The sequence below is a fragment of the Mycolicibacter virginiensis genome, assembly GCF_022374935.2.
GTDB classification, from domain to species: Bacteria; Actinomycetota; Actinomycetes; order Mycobacteriales; family Mycobacteriaceae; genus Mycobacterium; species Mycobacterium virginiense.
Genome location: NZ_CP092430.2, coordinates 2,095,061 through 2,109,544, shown reverse-complemented (window position 1 = coordinate 2,109,544; position 14,484 = coordinate 2,095,061). Strand labels below are relative to the sequence as shown.

Below are 14,484 nucleotides of genomic sequence, written 5' to 3'. Positions count from 1 at the left end.
GGCTCAGCTACCGGGACTGCTCAAAATCGGCAGAATCTGATGTCCGAGGCGAGGATGGCCTTCGCGCCGATCGCGGCCAACTCGTCCATGATCGCGTTGACGTCGCGACGTGGTACCAGCGCGCGCACCGCCGCCCACTCCGGGTCGGCCAGCGGCGCGATGGTCGGCGACTCCAGGCCCGGGGTGATCGCGACGGCCTGCTCGAGCACGCCACGCGGACAGTCGTAGTCGAGCATCAGATACTGCTGACCGAACACCACGCCCTGCACCCGGGCGGCGAGTTGGTCACGAGCGGAAGCGGTCTCGGCGCTGCGGCCATTGGACGCGGCGCCCTCGATCAATACCGCTTCGGAATCGCACAGCGACTCACCGAAAGCCACCAGACCGTGCTGGCGCAGGGTGCGCCCGGAGCCCACCACGTCGGCGATCGCGTCGGCCACTCCCAGCTGGATGGAGATCTCCACCGCCCCGTCGAGCCTGATGACGGTGGCCTCGATGCCCTTGCCGGCCAGATCCTTGCGGACCAGGTTCGGGTAAGCGGTGGCGATGCGCTTGCCGGCCAGGTCCGCGGCAACCCAGTCCCGCCCGGCCGGAGCGGCGTAACGGAATCGCGAAGATCCGAAACCCAGCGCCAACCGCTCGGCCACCGGCGCCCCGGACTCGGCGGCCAGATCCCGCCCGGTGATCCCGAAGTCGAGTTCGCCGGACCCGACGTAGATGGCAATGTCCTTGGGCCGCAGGAAGAAGAACTCGACCTTGTTGGCCGGATCGATGACCGTCAGATCCTTGGCGTCGGTGCGGCTGCGATAGCCGGCCTCCGACAGCATTGCCGCGGCAGCCTCACTGAGCGCCCCCTTGTTGGGGACCGCAACACGCAACATGCTCACAGCTTCCCGTAGACGTCGGACAGCGTCAGCCCGCGCGAGATCATCAGCACCTGGGTCCAATACATCAGCTGGCTGATCTCCTCGGCCAGGTCTTCATCGGACTGGTGCTCGGCGGCCAGCCACACCTCGCCGGCCTCCTCCAGGATCTTCTTGCCGATCGTGTGTACACCGGCGTCCAGCGCCGCCACGGTGCCGCTGCCGGCCGGCCGGGTCGCGGCTCGCTCACCGAGCTCGGCGAACAGCTCCTCGAAGGTCTTCACGAGCAGGGATTGTTTCATGCGGCATCAGGACGGGTCACGTCGGTTTCCGGCGGCGGCCGGTTGCGAGTCGGCCAGCTGGGCGCAGATTTCGTGCAGGTCCGCCAACCCGAGCCCGGTCAGGGACGCCACCTGATGGCGCCGAGCGCCGTCCGGCACCGGCAGCGCGTTGGGCACGACCAGCACCGCACACCCGGCCGCCTCGGCCGCGGCGGCACCCGTCGGCGAGTCCTCCACGGCCAGACACCAGCGCGGGTCGGCGTCCAGCAGCTGGGCGGCACGCAGGTAGGGATCCGGTGCCGGTTTGCCCGCGGGCACCTCGTCACCGCAGACCACCGCCGCGAAATAGTGTCGGCCGATGCTGCCCAGCGCCCGCTCGGCCAGCATTCGCGGGGTGTTGGTCACCAAAGCCGTCGGCATCCCCGCGCCGGCCAGCTCCTCGAGCAACTCGCGGGCGCCGTCGCACCAGGGCAGGCCCGCGTCGAACAGCTCACCGGTGTAGTCGTGCAACCAGCGCGCCGAGTCCGCCATGGCCGCCGGATCGAGTGGCAGCCCCAGATCGTCGTAGACGATCCGCATGGTGTCCTCGGCACACCCGCCGACCGTGGACGCCCGGACTTCCGGGGTCAGCACCCCGCCGAGGCGGTCGTAGAGCGCGTCCATCGCGACGTCCCACAGCTTCTCGGAATCGACCAGGGTGCCGTCCATGTCGCACAGCACCGCCCGCAGCGCCAGGGCTCAGTCCTCCGGGTTGTAGGCGAGGTTGGAGGACAGCCAGCGCTCACCTTCCCGCAGGGTCCAGCCCTTGCGCTTGGAGTAGTCGGCAACCTGGTCCTGGGCCATCCGGCCCACCACGAAGTACTGCGACTGCGGGTGCGAGTAGTACCAGCCGCTGACGGCGGCGCCGGGCCACATCGCCATCGACTCGGTCAGCTCGATGCCGGTGCGGGTGTGGACGTCCATCAACTCCCACAGCGTCGCCTTCTCGGTGTGTTCCGGGCAGGCCGGGTAGCCCGGAGCGGGGCGAATGCCCTGGTACTTCTCGGCGATCAGTGCCTCGTTGTCCAACTGCTCGTCGGGCTGGAATCCCCAGAACTCCTTGCGAACCCGCTGGTGCATCCGTTCGGCGAAGGCCTCCGCCAACCGGTCGGCGACGGACTCCAGCAGGATCGCGCTGTAGTCGTCGAGAGCCTCCTTGAACTCCGCGATCTTCTCGCCGCTGCCCAGCCCCGCGGTGACGGCGAAGGCGCCGACATAGTCAGCCAGACCGGTGTCCTTAGGCGCGATGTAGTCACCCAGCGACCGGTTCGGGATGCCGGCCCGGTGCTCGCCCTGCTGGCGCAGGTTGTGCAACGTGGCCCGCACCTCGGTACGGGTCTCGTCGGTGTAGATCTCGACGTCGTCACCGCCGGGAACGGCGTTGGCCGGGAAGAAGCCGATGACCCCGTTGGCCCGCAGCCACTTCTCCTTGATCAGGGTGTCCAGCATCGCCTGGGCGTCGTCATAAAGCTTGCGCGCGGCCTCGCCCGACACCGGGTTGTTGAGGATGTCGGGGAAGCGCCCCTTCATCTCCCAGGCGTTGAAGAACGGCTGCCAGTCGATGAACTCGCGCAACTCGGCGAGGTCGTAATCGAGGAACTCGCGCACCCCGAGGCCCTGGGCGGGCACCGGCGGCGTGTAGCCGTCCCACTCGATCGGCGTCCGGTTCGCGCGCGCCTTCTCCAACGGCACCATCGGCCGCTCGTTCTTCTGGGCATGCCGCTCCCGCAGGGCGGCGTAGTCGGCCTCGGTGGACTCCAGCAGCGCCGGGCGCTGCTTGTCGTCGAGCAGCGCGGCCGCGACCGGCACCGAGCGAGACGCATCCTTGACCCAGACCACCGGACCGCTGCGGCGCGGCGAGATCTTCACCGCCGTGTGGGCCCGCGAGGTGGTCGCGCCACCGATCAGCAGCGGGATCTGAAGGCCTTCGCGTTCCATCTCGACGGCGAAGTTGACCATCTCGTCCAACGACGGGGTGATCAGCCCGGACAGGCCGATGATGTCGGCGTCGTGCTCCTTGGCCGCGGTCAGGATCTTCTCGGCCGGCACCATCACACCGAGGTCGACCACGGTGTAGTTGTTGCACTGCAGCACAACACCGACGATGTTCTTGCCGATGTCGTGGACGTCGCCCTTCACCGTCGCCATCACGATCGTGCCGTTGGTGTTGTCGGCTTCCCCGGGCTGCTTCTCCGCCTCGATGTACGGCAGCAGGTAGGCCACCGCCTTCTTCATCACCCGGGCCGATTTCACGACCTGGGGCAGGAACATCTTGCCCGCGCCGAAGAGATCGCCGACGACGTTCATGCCGTCCATCAGCGGGCCCTCGATCACCTCGATCGGGCGACCACCCGCGGCGGCGATCTCGGCCCGCAGTTCCTCGGTGTCGGCGTCGACGTGGGCGTCGATGCCCTTGACCAGGGCGTGCGTGATCCGCTCGCGGACCGGGAGAGATCGCCACTCGGCGGCCGCTGGGTCTTCAGCCTTCTCGGAGGTATTGAACCGTTCGGCGATCTCCAGCAGCCGCTCGGCGGCGTCGGGACGACGGTTGAGCACCACGTCCTCGATGCGGTCGCGCAGTTCGAGGTCGATCGAGTCGTAGGGCACCAGGGCACCGGCGTTGACGATGCCCATGTCCAGGCCGGCCTTGATGGCGTGGAACAGGAACACCGCGTGGATCGCCTCACGGACCGGGTTGTTGCCCCGGAACGAGAACGACACGTTCGAGATGCCGCCGGAGATGTGCACCCCGGGCAGGTTCTCCTTGATCCAGGCGCAGGCCTCGATGAAGTCGATGCCGTAGGTGGCGTGCTCTTCGATGCCGGTCGCCAGCGCGAAGCAGTTGGGGTCGAAGATGATGTCCTCGGCCGGGAAACCGACCTCTTCGGTCAGGATCCGGTAGGCGCGCCCGCAGATCTCCTTGCGGCGCTCCAGGTTGTCGGCCTGCCCCTGCTCATCGAAGGCCATCACGACCACGGCGGCACCGTACTTGCGGCACAGCCGGGCCTCGCGGATGAACTTCTCCTCGCCCTCCTTCATGGAGATCGAGTTGACGATCGGCTTGCCCTGGACGTTCTTCAGGCCCGCCTCGATGACCTCCCACTTGGAGGAGTCGATCATCACCGGGACGCGGCTGATGTCCGGTTCGGTCGCGATCAGTTTGGTGAACCGGTCCATCGCGGCGACGCCGTCGATCATGCCTTCGTCCATGTTGATGTCGATGACCTGCGCACCGACCTCGACCTGCTGCAGCGCGACCGACAGCGCGGTGTCGTAGTCCTCGGCCTTGATCAGGTTGCGGAACCGGGCGGAGCCGGTGATGTTGGTGCGTTCACCGATGTTGACGAACAGCGAGCCGTCGGTGATGTTGAGCGGTTCCAGGCCCGAAAGCCGGGTGGCCACCTCGATCTCGGGCAGCGCGCGCGGCGGCTTGCCCTCGACGACCTTGGCGATCTCGGCGATGTGCGGCGGCGCCGTCCCGCAGCAGCCCCCGACGATGTTGACCAGCCCGGCGTCGGCGAAGTCGGCGATGTAGCCGGCCTGCCGCTCCGGGGACTCGTCGTATTCGCCAAAGGCGTTGGGCAGGCCCGCGTTCGGGTAGCAGGAGACGTAAGTGTCAGCGATCCGCGCCATCTCGGCGATGTAGGGCCGCATCTCGGGCGCGCCCAGGGCGCAGTTGAGGCCCACCGCGATCGGCTTCGAGTGCCGGATCGAGTTCCAGAACGCCTCGGTGACCTGCCCCGACAGCGTGCGCCCGGAAGCATCGGTGATGGTGCCGGAGATGATCACCGGCCAGCGGCGGCCGCGGTCCTCGAACAGCGTCTCGACGGCGAACACCGCCGCCTTGGAGTTCAGCGAGTCGAAAATGGTCTCGATGAGCAGGATGTCGGCGCCACCGTCGACCAGGCCGTTGGCCGCTTCCAGGTAGGCGGCGACCAGCTGGTCGTAGGAGACGTTGCGGGCGCCGGGGTCGTTGACGTCCGGCGAGATCGACGCGGTGCGGGTCGTCGGCCCGAGCGCGCCGGCCACATAGCGCGGCTTGTCCGGGGTGCTGAACTCGTCGGCCGCCTTGCGGGCCAGGGCGGCGCCGGCGTAATTCAGCTCGTAGCTCAGGTCGACCATGTCGTAGTCGGCCAGCGAGACCGCGTTCGCGTTGAACGTGTTGGTCTCCAGGATGTCGGCGCCCGCCTCGAGGTATTCGCGGTGGATGCCCTCGATGATCTGCGGTTGCGTCAGGGTGAGCAGGTCATTGTTGCCCTGCAGCGCGGTCGGCCACTCGGTGAAGCGGTCGCCGCGGTAACCGGCCTCGTCCGGACGGTCCCGCTGAATCGCCGTGCCCATCGCGCCGTCGATCACCATGATCCGCTGGCTCAAAGCAGCCTTCAGCTCGTCGGTGCAGTCAGGCCGGATGTTGGGCGCGAAGATTTCGGCCTCGGGGACGGTCATGCGGGCTCCTTCCGTGGCGGAAGGCGTCCTTAACTCTGTCGAGCGTGGCGGCCACCGGCACAGACCGGCGAACCGTTGCAACGCCTCTCGACGGGAAAAGTCTACGTGGTCACCCAGCGTCGAGACGAATGCCCCGACGAACAAGCCGACTCCCCCGGTCCGGTGCGGCCCGTGATCTTTGCGCAGGCCTTACCCTGGCCTTGTGACCCGACCGGATGACGGCGCTGCCCTTCCCGAACTGCACGACACCATCGTCGTGGCTGCGTTCGAGGGCTGGAATGACGCCGGCGACGCCGCCAGCGATGCGGTGCAGCATCTCAACAGCATCTGGGAGGCCCGGCTGATCGTCGAGATCGACGACGAGGCCTACTACGACTACCAGGTGAATCGGCCGGTGATTCGCCAGCTCGACGGCGTCACCCGGGAGCTGGTCTGGCCGTCGATGCGCATTTCGCACTGCCGGCCACCGGGCAGCGATCGCGACATCGTATTGATGCACGGCGTGGAACCGAACATGCGTTGGCGGTCGTTCTGCGCCGAGCTGCTGGCGGTGATCGAAGAACTCGACGTCGACACCGTGGTGATCCTGGGCGCGCTGCTGGCCGACACCCCGCACACCCGCCCGGTGCCGGTGTCGGGGGCCGCGTACTCGGCGGAGTCGGCCACCCGCTTCGGGTTGACCGAGACCCGCTACGAGGGGCCGACCGGGATCACCGGGGTGTTCCAGGACGCCTGTGTGGCGGCCGGGATTCCGGCGGTCACCTTCTGGGCGGCGGTGCCGCACTACGTCTCACAGCCACCCAACCCCAAGGCCACGGTCGCCCTGCTGCGCCGCGTCGAGGACGCCCTGGACATTGAGGTTCCGTTGGGTGACCTACCGGCGCAGGCCGAGGAGTGGGAGCTGGCGGTCAGCGAGATGGCCAGCGAGGACGACGAGATCGCCGACTACGTGGCCTCTTTGGAGGAACGCGGCGACGCCGAGGTCGACATGACCGAAGCGCTGAACAAGATCGACGGCGACGCGTTGGCCGCCGAGTTCGAGCGCTACCTGCGGCGCCGGCGGCGCTGAGCCGGCCGGCCCATGCGGGCTACTTCTCCTTTTCCCGGGCCTCGTTGTAGGCACTGGTGGAGCGGCCCAGCGCCGCGACTTCGGCGTCCATCCGCGGCACGATGGTGGCGGCTCCCTTGATGAAGGGGGCTTCCACCTGCCGCAGCGTCAGCACCGGCTTGAGCCAACGCAACACCCCCACCCAGCCCGGGCAGTAGACGCGGCGCCGACGGCCCTCGATACCCGCGACGAAGGCGTCGACACACTTGTCCACGGTGGTGGTCTGGTTCAGCGGCCACGGCAGTTTGGCCAGCATCTCGTCGAAGGCCCCCAGGTCGGCCTTGGTGTCGCGAACCAAGGGGGTGTCGATCCAGCCCATGTGCGCCGACCCGACCTCCACGCCCTGGTAGGCGACCTCCTGGCGCAGCGCGCTGGCGAAGTGCTCGACGCCGGCCTTGGCCGCGTCGTAGGACGCCATCCCGGCCAGCGGAGTGAACGCTGCCAGCGAGGACACGACCAGTACATAGCCGCGACGCTCGATGATCGACGGCAGTGCCGCGCGTACGGTGTTGAACACCCCGACCACGTCGATGTCGATGACCCGCTTGAACGTCTCGGGATCCACATTCAGCACCGAGCCGTAGCTGGCGATGCCGGCGTTGGCGACGACGGTGTCGATGCCGCCGAAACGCTGCACGGCCTGCGCGGCCACCGCCTGCATTTCGGACAGATCCCGCACGTCGGCGACGGCGGTCAGCACCCGGTCACCGAGGTCATCAGCCAGCTTGCCCAGGGCGGCCTCGTCCAGGTCCGTCACCACCACAGAGGCGCCCTGGGAGTGCAGTCGGCGGGCCAGCTGCTCGCCGATACCGTGCGCGCCACCGGTGATGAAAATGACTTGGGAGTGAATCGAAGACATGGGCTCAACCTACCCCCGCGGCGGGCGGCCTACAGCGCCACTCCCAGCAGCGCATCGACCGCCGTGGCCACCAGCCGGGGTGCGGCGGCGTCGTGTCCGCCGTACTCGCGCGCATCGGTCGCCCAGCCGTCCAACGCGGCCAACGCCTTGACGGTGTCCAGGTCATCGGCCAGATAGCGACGCACCCGGCCGATGACGTCGTCGGCAGCCGGTCCGGCCGGCAGCGTCGTCGCGGCCCGCCAACGGTCCAGCCTCGCCTCGGCCGCAGCCAGGGTCGCGTCGTCCCAGAACCGGTCGCTGCGGTAGTGCCCGGCCAACAGGCCCAGCCGGATCGCGGCCGGATCGGTCCCCTGAGCGCGCAGCTTGGAAACCAGCACCAGGTTGCCGCGACTCTTGGACATCTTGTGCCCGTCCCAGCCGATCATTCCGGCGTGCACGTAGTGCCGGGCGAAACGGCGCTCCCCGGTGAGGGATTCGGCATGCGCGGCGGAGAACTCGTGGTGGGGGAAGACCAGATCGGAGCCCCCGCCCTGGATGTCGAGACTGGAGCCGATACGGCTCAACGCGATCGCCGCACACTCGACATGCCAACCCGGCCGGCCGGCCCCGAACGGCGCGGACCACCTGGGCTCACCCGGGCGGGCGGCGCGCCACAACAGGGCGTCGAGCGGATCGGCCTTGCCGGCCCGATCCGGGTCGCCGCCGCGCTCGGCGAACAGCTCCAACATGGTGGCGCGATCGAATCCGGATTCGTAGCCGAACTGCTCGGTGGCGTCGGCGCGGAAGTAGATGTCGGGGTAGTCGCCGTCGACGATGTAGGCCGATCCAGCGGCGAGCATCTTTTCGACGAGTTCGACCACTTCTTGGATGGCCTCGGTAGCCGCCACGTAGTCGTGGGGCGGCAGCACCCGCAAGGCGGTCATGTCGGTGCCGAACAACTCGACCTGGCTGGCCGCCAGCTCCTCCCACTGCACTCCGTCGCGCTCGGCACGCTCGAGCAGCGGGTCGTCGACGTCGGTGACGTTCTGCACGTAGTTCACCTGGTGGCCGGCGTCGAGCCAGAGCCGGTGAATCAGGTCGAACACCAGATAGGTGGCGGCGTGGCCGAGGTGCGTGGCGTCATAGGGCGTGATGCCGCAGACGTACATGGTGGCCGTCGGGCCCGGCGACACCGGGCGCACCTGGCGGTCGGCGGTGTCATAGAGGCGCAGCGCCGGGCCGCGCCCGGGCAGGACCGGAACGGCCGGCGCGGACCACGATTGCATGCCCACGACTTTAAGGCCCCTCCTCTACAGGACCGTCCGCCGCATCGCGTCCAGCAGAATCGGCGCCACATCGGGCCGGCACATCAGCAGGTCGGGCAGGTAGGGGTCGGGGCGGTTGTAGCGCAACGGCGAACCGTCGATGCGGGACGCGTGCAGGCCCGCCGCCAGCACCACACCGGCCGGGGCCGCCGAATCCCATTCCCACTGCCCGCCGGCGTGCAGGTAAGCGTCCACGTCGCCGCGCACCACAGCCATCGCCTTGGCGCCCGCCGAACCCATCAGCACCGGTTCCACCGGCAACACCTCGCGAATGAGCCGGACCACCGCCGGCATCCGGGAGGCGCTGACCGCGACCCGAATGGGGTTCGGCGGACCGGCAGGCGTGGCGGGCCGGGCGACCGTGTCGGTGCGGAAGACCACGTTGCTTCGATTGTCGTAGGCCGGCAGTGACACCGCGGCGTCGGTGATGGTGCCGAAGCCATCGGGGCCGCCACGCTGCCACAGCGCGATGTGCACCGCCCAGTCGTCGCGTCCGGGTGTGGTGAATTCGCGGGTGCCGTCGAGTGGATCGACGATCCAGACCCGGTCCGACCGCAGCCGGGCCAGGTTGTCCGGCGATTCCTCGCTGAGCACCGCGTCGCCGGGGCGCGCGTCACGCAGCCTGCGGATGATCAGCTGGTTGGCCCGGCCGTCGCCGGTGTCGCCGAGGTGCCACGGTTGTGCGAAGCCCACCTCGTCACGCACCGCCAGCAAGAGCTTTCCGGCCTCGACTGCCAGTTCGGCGGCCAGCGCCGCGTCGGTCAGCGTCACGTTTGGCAGTATCCCCGACACGAGCTAGAACGCCGGCCAAGGGATCGGGCGATGACGGTTCGGGCCGGGCATCACCGGGTGGTCCAGCAGGTCGGCGACGCGGCAGCGCAGTGCCGCGATCTCGTCGGCGGTCAGGTGCGGTTGCAGCGCTGCCGCCAGCGGGCCGTCCAGCGCCACCAGCAGCCGCGACAGGGCCGGCAACGCCTCGTCGTCCAGGTCGGCCACCGACTTGCCCGCCCAGCCCCACAGCACGGTGCGCAACTTGTCCTGGGTGTGCAGGCTCACGCCGTGGTCAACGCCGTAGACGCGGCCGTCGGTGCCGCACAGCACGTGTCCGCCCTTGCGGTCGGCGTTGTTGATCACCACGTCGAAGACGGCGAGGCGGCGCAACCGGATGTCGTCGGCGTGCACCAGCGTGACCGGGCCGCCGTCGTGGCCGTAGGCCTGCAGCACCGGCAGGTAGCCCGCCGGAACGTGGTCGCCGGGAACCACGTCGACCAGGCCGGGCGCCGACGAACCGTCCTGCGCTTCGTCCTCGTCTTCGGGTTGATCCACCCAGCGCTGCACCATGCCCGGACCCGCCGGACCGTCTCGAATGATGGTGTAGGGCACCAGGTTCCAGCCCAACTCGACCGAGATCAGGTGTGCGCCGAGTTCGCGGCCGGCCAGGGTGCCGTCGGGGAAATCCCAGAGCGGCTGCTCGCCGGCGACCGGCTTGTAGACGCAGTGGACGCGGTGCTCCCCCAGCGTGGCCTGGCACAGGAAGGTGGCGTTGCTCGCCGAGCGGATGCGGCCCAGGATCTCCAGTTCCCCGGAGTGCAACGCCTCCCGGTCGTCAGATGTCTGCGTCATCGGGCTCATCGTCGGGCCCGAAAGCACCCCGTCGATAGCCGTTGGTGCGCACGCACATGTGACCGGCGGGGTCCAGCGGCTCGTCGCACAGCGGACACGGCGGGCGGCCGGCCGAGATGACCCGGTTGGAGCGGGTGGCGAACTGGCGCGCGGACTCCGGGGTGAGGAACACCCGCACCGCGTCCGGTCCCTCGTCGGTGTCGTCGAGCACCACCGAGGCGTCGAATTCGGCGTCACTGACCGCGAGCAACTCGACCACCACCGTCTGCGCCTCGGAATCCCAACCCAACCCCATGGTGCCGACCCGGAATTCGGCGTCCACCGGTGTGACCAGCGGGTCCAGGTCGTCGATCTCGGTGGGTTCGGGCGGCACCGGGGTGCCGAATCGACGGTTGACCTCCAGCAGCAGCGCACCGATCCGTTCGGACAGCACCGCGACCTGCTGCTTTTCCAGCACCACCGAGACCACCCGCTCGTCGTGGACGGCCTGCAGGTAGAAGGTGCGGTTGCCGGGCTGGCCGACGGTCCCGGCCACGAAACGGTCGGGGGTACGGAAGACGTGAATTGCTCGGGACATGGCATCTCCAAAATACCGGCAGTTGAGGCGGCCGACGGCATCTGTCTTCGGCGAGGTGGACCTAGGTGGTGGACCCGCCGACCACCGCGTCGCTTTCACCGACCGGGCCGGCCGGCGAACTCTGCACCGCGGCGGCCAACGACGCTCCGGTGTGATTGAGGTGGATTACGAACGGGCGCAACGGCGTGTAGCGGATCACGCTCGCCGATGCCGGGTCGGCGGTGATCCGCTGAAAGCCGTCCAGATGCACACCGAGCGCGTCGGCGATGACGGCCTTGATGACGTCGCCGTGGGTGCACGCCACCCACAGCACGTCGGCGCCATGCTGCTCGGCCAGCTGCCGGTCGTGATCACGGACCGCGGTGACGGCCCGGGCCTGCACCTGCGCCAGGCCTTCGCCCTCGGGGAAGATCGCCGCGCTGGGCTGCGCCTGCACCACCCGCCACAGCGGCTCGGCGGTCAGCTCGCTGATCTTGCGGCCGGTCCAGGCCCCATAGTCGACCTCGGCGAGCCGGTCGTCGACGAGGGGCTCCAGCCCGAAGGCGGCGGCCAGCGGTTCGACGGTGCGGCGGCAGCGCAGCAGCGGTGAGCGCACCACCGCCTTGATCGGCAGGCCGTCGAGCCGGCCGACGAGCTGTGCGGCCTGCTCGCGGCCCAGGTCGTCGAGTTCGACGCCTTCGGTGCGCCCGGCCAGCACGCCGGAGGTGTTCGAGGTGGACCGGCCGTGGCGCAGCAGGATGACGGTCATGACGAGGCCGCCAGCACCCCGGTGGCCAGCAGGATCAGGATCGTCGTCCCGGCGATGACTCGGTACCCGACAAACCAGTACATGGTGTGACTGCTGACGAACCGCAGCAGCCAACTGATCGCCGCGTAGCCGACGACGAAGGTGATCACCACCGAGACCAGCAGCTGCAGCCCGGTGGCGCTCATTCCTTCGGTGACCGGATTGAAGGCGTTGGGCAGTTCGTGCAGGCCCGAGGCGAATACCGCCGGGATGCCCAGCAGGAAGCCGAACCGGGCGGCCAGGGCCCGGTCCATTCCCAGGAACAGGCCGGCGCTGATGGTCGCCCCGGAGCGCGAGACACCGGGGATCAGTGCCAGACACTGCGCGGCGCCGACCAGGAAACCGTCCCTGACGGTCAACTGTTCGGCATGCCGTTGCTGGCGGCCGACGTACTCGGCAGCGGCGATCACCAGCGAAAACCCGACCATCGCGGAGGCGATCACCCAGAGGTTGCGTACGTCGCCGCGGATGAAGTGCTGGAACAGCACGCCGACGATCACGATCGGGATGCTGCCGACGATGACGTACCAACCCATCCGATAGTCGGTCTTGCGTTCAGCGGGCAGCGGTGTCTTGGCCAGCGCCGAGGCCACGCCGGACAGCCAGGCCGTGGCGATGCGCGCGATGTCCTTGGCGAAATAGACCAGCACGGCGATCTCGGTGCCGATTTGGGTCACCGCGGTGAAGGAAGCGCCCGCGTCACCGGCAAAGAACAACCGGGAGACCAAGGCCAAGTGCCCCGAGGAGGAGACCGGCAGAAACTCGGTGAGGCCCTGGACAATCGCCAGGACGACTACTTGCGGCCACGACATCACAGCCGTCTCGACTACCGATACGACCTCAGTCACGACGATGACCGTACCGGGCTGGTGTCAGCGGGTCAGACCGGATACCACGTCGCGCACCGCGGCGGCCAGGCTGCGCTCGTCGGTGACATCGATCTCGAACAGGTGCCGGCTTGCGGTGGCGACCACGTCCTCGTCGTGCGGGACCGGGCCGGCCAGTCGGGGCCGGTAGATGTCCACCACGAGCTTCTGCTGCTCGGTGTGGAAGGAGAAACTGCGGCCGTCGCCGACCTCGCCGAAACCACTGGCGAAGGCCCCGGTCCAGATCTCCTCGATGCGGAACTCCGAACATGCCAGCTGCCAGTCATCGACCACAGTCATGGCCGAGAGGTTACACCTAAGCGAACTTATTGTTCGGCCGGACATGCGAGCTTCACCTCGCCGCCTTCCTTAGAATCGATATCTGCACCGACCCGCGACCATGACGAGCTGGAAGAGCTGCCCTGTGCCCAAGCGCGCCACCCGCCGGCCACGCCGGTCCCTGCAAGGCCTGTTGCTGCCGCTGCTGCTGCTCACAGCGTGCTCATCCAATCCCATCACCGCGCCGCCGCCCACGATCGCGCCGGCCGAGCCCGCCGTTTCCCCGGTCGCCGCGGTGCGCCCGGCCGGCACGGTACGGCCGCTGGCCGGCCACGCCACCGGCGCGGTCTTCGACACAGCGACCAAACTGCTGGCGGTGCTGTCCCCCGGCCCGGACCCGCAGGCCGCCGCCACGCTCGGCCTGGTGGACGACTCGAGCCAGCCGCCCGCCGCGGTGGCGCTGCCGGGCCCGGCGAGCGCACTGGCCGGCGACGGCAACGGCACGGCGTACCTGTCCGGCCATGGCGGCTACTACATCGTCGACCTGGCCGCTCGCAGCATCAAACGCGTCGACGTCGCCGACGCCGCCGGTGTCGAGTTCACCGCGATCGGCCGCCGCGCCGACGGAATCATGGTGTTGGGCAGTGCCGACGGCGCCGTCTACACGCTGGCGCAGGACGGCGCTCGGGTCTCCGAGCGGGCCAAGATCTTCGCCCGGGTCGACCAGATCGTGACTCAGGGCGATATCGCGGTGGTGCTGGATCGCGGCCAGACCTCAGTGACGACCATCGGCACCGACGGCAAGCCTCAGTACGCGCTGCGGGCGGGCCAGGGCGCGACCACCCTGGCCGCCGCGTCGCACGGGCCGGTGCTGGCCGCCGACCCCCGCAGTGGCCGGCTGCTGGTCTACGGCGTGGATCCGCTGATGCTGCACCAGGACTATCCGGTGCCGCATGCCCCTTACGGGCTGGCTGGGGCGGGCGGGTTTGCCTGGGTGTCGCAAACCGGGACGAACACCGTGGTCGGCTACGATTTGACCACCGGAATTCCCGTGGAGAAGGTTCGCTATCCGACCGTGCAGCAACCCAACACCCTGGCCTTGGACGAGAAGTCGGACACCTTGTACGTGGTGTCGGGCTCCGGCGCTGGGGTCCAGGTGATCGAGCACGCCGCGAGGCCACGGTGACCGCGCTGCGCCCCCGCCGGATGCCGGTCGGCTGGGACACCGAATTGTCCGATGACTACGAATGGATTCCGCTGCGACTTCCCCCGGAGGTCACCCGGATCGGGGCGTCCACCCGGTTGTCCATCGAAGCCGAATACCGAGGTTGGGAGCTGACCCGCGTGCGGTTGTACACCGACGGGAGCAGGCGGGTGTTGCTGCGCCGCAAGAAGTCTGCCGCGAACACGATCAGCGGCAGCCGCTGCGTCGACCAGCCGGGACTGTAGACC

General features: G+C 68.8%; 15 protein-coding genes. 3 read left to right on the top strand and 12 right to left on the bottom strand.

What is annotated here, in order from left to right; all coding sequences use genetic code 11:
* Window positions 1-20: 20 nt before the first annotated feature.
* Genes hisG through metH form a run of 4 tightly spaced genes read right to left on the bottom strand, consistent with a single transcriptional unit; the run spans window position 21 to window position 5,629 of the window.
* Window positions 21-881, bottom strand: coding sequence for an ATP phosphoribosyltransferase (gene hisG / locus MJO54_RS10175; protein ID WP_240175865.1), 861 nt, complete (start codon window positions 879-881; stop codon window positions 21-23).
* A gap of 2 nt (window positions 882-883) precedes the next feature.
* The gene (locus MJO54_RS10170; protein WP_046284100.1) at window positions 884-1,165 is read right to left on the bottom strand and encodes a phosphoribosyl-ATP diphosphatase; all 282 of its coding nucleotides are present in this window, start codon (window positions 1,163-1,165) and stop codon (window positions 884-886) included.
* Between the two features lie 6 nt (window positions 1,166-1,171).
* The gene (locus MJO54_RS10165; protein ID WP_240175962.1) at window positions 1,172-1,873 is read right to left on the bottom strand and encodes an HAD family hydrolase; all 702 of its coding nucleotides are present in this window, start codon (window positions 1,871-1,873) and stop codon (window positions 1,172-1,174) included.
* A gap of 9 nt (window positions 1,874-1,882) precedes the next feature.
* Window positions 1,883-5,629: a methionine synthase gene (gene metH, locus MJO54_RS10160; protein ID WP_240175864.1), complete on the bottom strand. Its 3,747-nt coding sequence runs from the start codon at window positions 5,627-5,629 to the stop codon at window positions 1,883-1,885.
* Between the two features lie 202 nt (window positions 5,630-5,831).
* Between metH and MJO54_RS10155 the strand changes: the two genes are divergently transcribed.
* Window positions 5,832-6,698 carry a PAC2 family protein gene (locus MJO54_RS10155; RefSeq protein WP_046284102.1) on the top strand — a complete coding sequence of 289 codons (867 nt, stop codon included), beginning with the start codon at window positions 5,832-5,834 and terminating at the stop codon, window positions 6,696-6,698.
* A gap of 19 nt (window positions 6,699-6,717) precedes the next feature.
* Here MJO54_RS10155 and MJO54_RS10150 read toward each other — a convergent pair whose 3' ends face one another.
* From MJO54_RS10150 to MJO54_RS10115, 8 genes are all read right to left on the bottom strand, one after another.
* Window positions 6,718-7,596 carry an SDR family oxidoreductase gene (locus MJO54_RS10150; RefSeq protein WP_105295360.1) on the bottom strand — a complete coding sequence of 293 codons (879 nt, stop codon included), beginning with the start codon at window positions 7,594-7,596 and terminating at the stop codon, window positions 6,718-6,720.
* Between the two features lie 29 nt (window positions 7,597-7,625).
* Window positions 7,626-8,861: a cysteine--1-D-myo-inosityl 2-amino-2-deoxy-alpha-D-glucopyranoside ligase gene (mshC, locus tag MJO54_RS10145; protein WP_105295370.1), complete on the bottom strand. Its 1,236-nt coding sequence runs from the start codon at window positions 8,859-8,861 to the stop codon at window positions 7,626-7,628.
* A gap of 24 nt (window positions 8,862-8,885) precedes the next feature.
* The gene (locus tag MJO54_RS10140) at window positions 8,886-9,671 is read right to left on the bottom strand and encodes a 3'(2'),5'-bisphosphate nucleotidase CysQ (RefSeq protein ID WP_105295369.1); all 786 of its coding nucleotides are present in this window, start codon (window positions 9,669-9,671) and stop codon (window positions 8,886-8,888) included.
* A 24-nt stretch (window positions 9,672-9,695) separates the two neighbouring features.
* Entirely contained in the window at window positions 9,696-10,523 is an 828-nt protein-coding gene (locus tag MJO54_RS10135; RefSeq protein ID WP_105295359.1) for an Rv2133c family protein, read from the bottom strand.
* On the bottom strand, window positions 10,507-11,100 hold the full coding sequence (locus MJO54_RS10130) for an Rv2134c family protein (RefSeq protein WP_047321343.1): 594 nt from the start codon (window positions 11,098-11,100) through the stop codon (window positions 10,507-10,509). Before MJO54_RS10130 ends, MJO54_RS10135 begins: the two co-directional genes overlap by 17 nt.
* Window positions 11,101-11,161: 61 nt before the next feature.
* Entirely contained in the window at window positions 11,162-11,848 is a 687-nt protein-coding gene (locus MJO54_RS10125; RefSeq protein WP_105295358.1) for a histidine phosphatase family protein, read from the bottom strand.
* Window positions 11,845-12,699 (bottom strand): undecaprenyl-diphosphate phosphatase, encoded by an 855-nt coding sequence (locus MJO54_RS10120; protein ID WP_065152610.1) that lies wholly within the window; start codon window positions 12,697-12,699, stop codon window positions 11,845-11,847. Before MJO54_RS10120 ends, MJO54_RS10125 begins: the two co-directional genes overlap by 4 nt.
* 60 nt (window positions 12,700-12,759) lie before the next feature.
* Window positions 12,760-13,053: a hypothetical protein gene (locus MJO54_RS10115; protein WP_024440462.1), complete on the bottom strand. Its 294-nt coding sequence runs from the start codon at window positions 13,051-13,053 to the stop codon at window positions 12,760-12,762.
* A 124-nt stretch (window positions 13,054-13,177) separates the two neighbouring features.
* Between MJO54_RS10115 and MJO54_RS10110 the strand changes: the two genes are divergently transcribed.
* Together MJO54_RS10110 and MJO54_RS10105 are read left to right on the top strand one after the other, a co-directional pair.
* Complete coding sequence (locus MJO54_RS10110; RefSeq protein WP_109469916.1) at window positions 13,178-14,218, top strand: YncE family protein; 1,041 nt, start codon at window positions 13,178-13,180, stop codon at window positions 14,216-14,218.
* Window positions 14,215-14,481, top strand: coding sequence for a DUF5703 family protein (locus tag MJO54_RS10105; protein ID WP_046284108.1), 267 nt, complete (start codon window positions 14,215-14,217; stop codon window positions 14,479-14,481). Before MJO54_RS10110 ends, MJO54_RS10105 begins: the two co-directional genes overlap by 4 nt.
* Window positions 14,482-14,484: the final 3 nt, after the last annotated feature.